This is a genomic window from Streptomyces sp. SID3343, assembly GCF_009865215.1.
GTDB lineage: Bacteria > Actinomycetota > Actinomycetes > Streptomycetales > Streptomycetaceae > Embleya.
Map to the genome: position 1 here is coordinate 1 of NZ_WWJX01000521.1, position 3083 is coordinate 3083.

The window sequence follows — 3083 nt, forward strand, 5'->3', positions numbered from 1 at the left end:
GGCGCCGTGCCCGCGCCTGCCGCGGAGACGGTGCGGGCGGCGGCCGGGCGCGTGCGTGAGCAGGCACCGGTGATCGGGCCCGCGATCTACTCCGGGGCGACCCTGGAGGCGGACGGATTCACCGTCTATCGCGTACGCGACGCCGAATTCGACCGCGTGGTAAGGGCGTTGGCGGGTGACGTGACGGTCCGTTTCGTGGATACGCGATACCCGCACACGGATGCGGAACGGATCAGGCGGGCCGCCATGGACACGACCGAGGCCCGCTTCTCGGTCGTGTCGGCGTCGATCCGACCGGACTGCGAGGTGGTGACCGTAGGGGTCTCCGGCGACGTGGACGCGGCCCGACGAACGCTCACGGCGCGGTTCGGCGCCCGGGTCCTGGTGGAGGCCGGGGAGCCTGTCGTGCCCATGTGAGGGCGACCGGTCAGCCGGCGAAGGTGCGGAGGACCTCGTGGAGCACGTGGGCATCCACGAGGCGCTCACCCATGGGGGCTAGGCACCAACGGACCGGCCGGGTCGAGCCGTACCGGCCGGGGACGCACGCGTTCCTGGGTCGTACCGAGTCCTGACCCGCGACATTCGGAGCCGGAACCCGCAACCGGGTTCCGGCTCTGTCGTGTCTACGCACATGTCACCGAAGGGAACGCCAAGCCGCCGCCTACCGACGAGAAACGTGAGCGCCCATGTCCACTCCCGCCGCCGATGCCCTCGTCGCCGCAGGTCTGCCCGATCTCACGGCCGTGGTCGCCGAGCACGGCGGGGATACTTGGGCCCACGATGACGACTGATCTTGCCGCCGCGCTGCGGGGCCGTTTCGGGCCCGACGGGCTGCGTTCCTACGATTCGCCGCAGGTGGGCGGACTGCCGCTGCCCGTTCAGGTCGGGGCGTACTTCATCGCCGCCGACCGGGAACATCCGCTCACGCTCGGGGGATTCGCCGCGGCGGTCGGACAGGTGCTGCCCAACCCGGCGCTGGCCGACCGGGTTCGGCTCGGGACCGATCAGGGGGCCGAGTTGTACGTCTCGGTCGACGGGTCGGTGCGGGCGGTCTTTCTCGGCGTCGATCTGCCGCCGATGCACGTCTCGCGCGGCGTGGAGGCGTTCGCGGTCGGGCTTTTGACGCTCGATCAGGCGCTGCCGCGGATCGCGGGCGTCGACGATCGCGCGGACGGGTTCCCGGTGTTTCGCGACCTTCACGACGCGCTGCTCGCGATCGACCCCGATGCCTTCGTCGACCGCGAGGCGTGGTGGCCGCGGGTGTTGGACGATGTCCGGCTGCCGCTCAACGTCGGCGTCTCGGCTGCGTTCGAGGTCGCGGACGTCGACGGCGAACGGCAGATCCTGACCGAGGCGACCCGTCCGGGACTGCCGCACCCCGAGGAACTGCTGTGGTATCGGCTCTCGGCCGCGGGCATCGAGGCGGACGAGGTGCGGCGGGTGTACTGCGACCTCGAACCGTGTCTGATGCCCGGTCACTACTGCGCGCTGTGGATGGCGCGGATGTTCCCGGACGCCGAGTTCACCCACGGCTTCGGCTACGGCGTCACCGGCCGCTCCCGGGAAGAGGGTGTACAGGCGCTGATGTTGCACATCGCGGAGCAGGGGCGGGCCCGCTAGCGAAGCGAAGCGACCTTGACCGCACCGCACCGCAGCGCACCACCGACGGCACGGAACACGGGGGACGAACGACGTGGCGGCCAGTACGGGGCACCGCCTGCCGAGCATGACGGCCGGTCGGCACATGGCCGCCCGCGCGCTGCTCGGCTGGCTGGACGACGAGCACGCGCCGCGTCTGTGTGTGGTGACGGGATCGCCGGGGAGCGGCAAGTCGCACCTGATGGCGTGGCTGCACGCCGCGTCCGAGGTCGAGAGCACGCCGCCCGAACGGCGGATCCACGTGTTCCTCCCGGTCCGCGAACTCACCGTGCACAGCGTCGTCCTGGTCCTCGCCGACCGCCTCGGCGTCGCCGCCCGCACCCCGCGCGAGCTGGTCGCGGGCCTGGCCGCCGAGCCGCGCCGAATCGTCATCGGCGTCGCCGACATCGCCGCGTTCGGCGGCCGTCCGGACGAAGGTCGCCGGATCGTCGCCGAGTTACTGGACCCGCTCCTCGAACTCCCGCACGTGCGCCTGGTGGTGGAGTGCGCCGATGCCGAACTTCGGGCCGTCTTCACCCGGGTGGTCGAGCCGGCCGTGCTCGATCTCGACGAGGTCAGGTGGACCGACCCCGGCCGGTTCGAGCGCTGGTACGCGGACCTGGTCGCCGCGTCGCCGTTCACCTCCCCGTTCGGGGCCGACGCCGTGTATCCGCACCCCGGCCTGGCCCGGCTCGCGGCGCGGGTGGACGGCTCGCGCGTGGCCGGGCTGCCGGCGGATGCGGCGTCGTGGCCGGCGCCGGACAAGGCGTCCCACGTCAGGCACGCGTGGTGGACGTGCGTGTCGGAGGCGGCGCAGCCGGTGATCGCGACGTTGGGCGGCCTGGGGACACCGCTCACGTACGAACAGTGGGAGACGGCGTATCGCGCGCTCGACGGGGCCGAGGATCCGCGCGCGGCGTCGGCGGTGGCGCGAGCCGCGCTGTATCTGCCGCCCGTCGGCGACGATCCGCGCACGTGGCATCTGGCTCCGGGTCCGCTCGCCGCGTTCGTCGCGGCGCGGTTCCCGCAGGCCGCCGACGCGGGGCGCTCGATCCGGGCGCACACCGCGCTGCGCCGCGCGGTGGACGGCGGACCGGCTTCGGCAGCCGACAAGGGCGGCAAGGTCGGCAAGGTCGGCAACGGGGGCACGGACGGCACGGACGGCGCGGGCGGCGCGGGCGGCACGGACGAGGAGCGCATCACCGCGATCCTCGACCACAGCGTCCACATCGGTGACGCGGCGACGTTCGTGGCCGATCCCGTCGTGCAGGCGGCCGCGCGACCGCACTCGGTGATCTCCGCGCTGGTGGCCGGCGGCCAGTGGGAGGACCTACCGCGCACGGCTTTTCGCGGCGCGAGTCCGGCACTGATCGCGGAGCCCGATCCCGCGGTCCGGGCCGCGCTGTTGCGGGCGCACCTGCTCGGCCGCGACGACGACGCCGCGG

The 3083-nt window shown here is 73.1% G+C and carries 2 protein-coding genes and 1 pseudogene; all 3 read left to right on the forward strand.

Annotated elements, in window-relative coordinates; all coding sequences use genetic code 11:
- Window positions 1-417, forward strand: a 417-nt coding sequence (locus GT354_RS16395) for a hypothetical protein (protein ID WP_161357050.1), incomplete at its 5' end; no start/stop codon positions are given.
- Window positions 418-780: 363 nt separating this feature from the next.
- A complete protein-coding gene (locus GT354_RS16400) occupies window positions 781-1620 on the forward strand; it encodes a nucleic acid/nucleotide deaminase domain-containing protein (RefSeq protein WP_161357051.1) in 840 nt (279 codons plus the stop codon).
- A 73-nt stretch (window positions 1621-1693) separates the two neighbouring features.
- A pseudogene (locus GT354_RS16405) lies at window positions 1694-3083 on the forward strand (hypothetical protein); the annotation flags it as partial.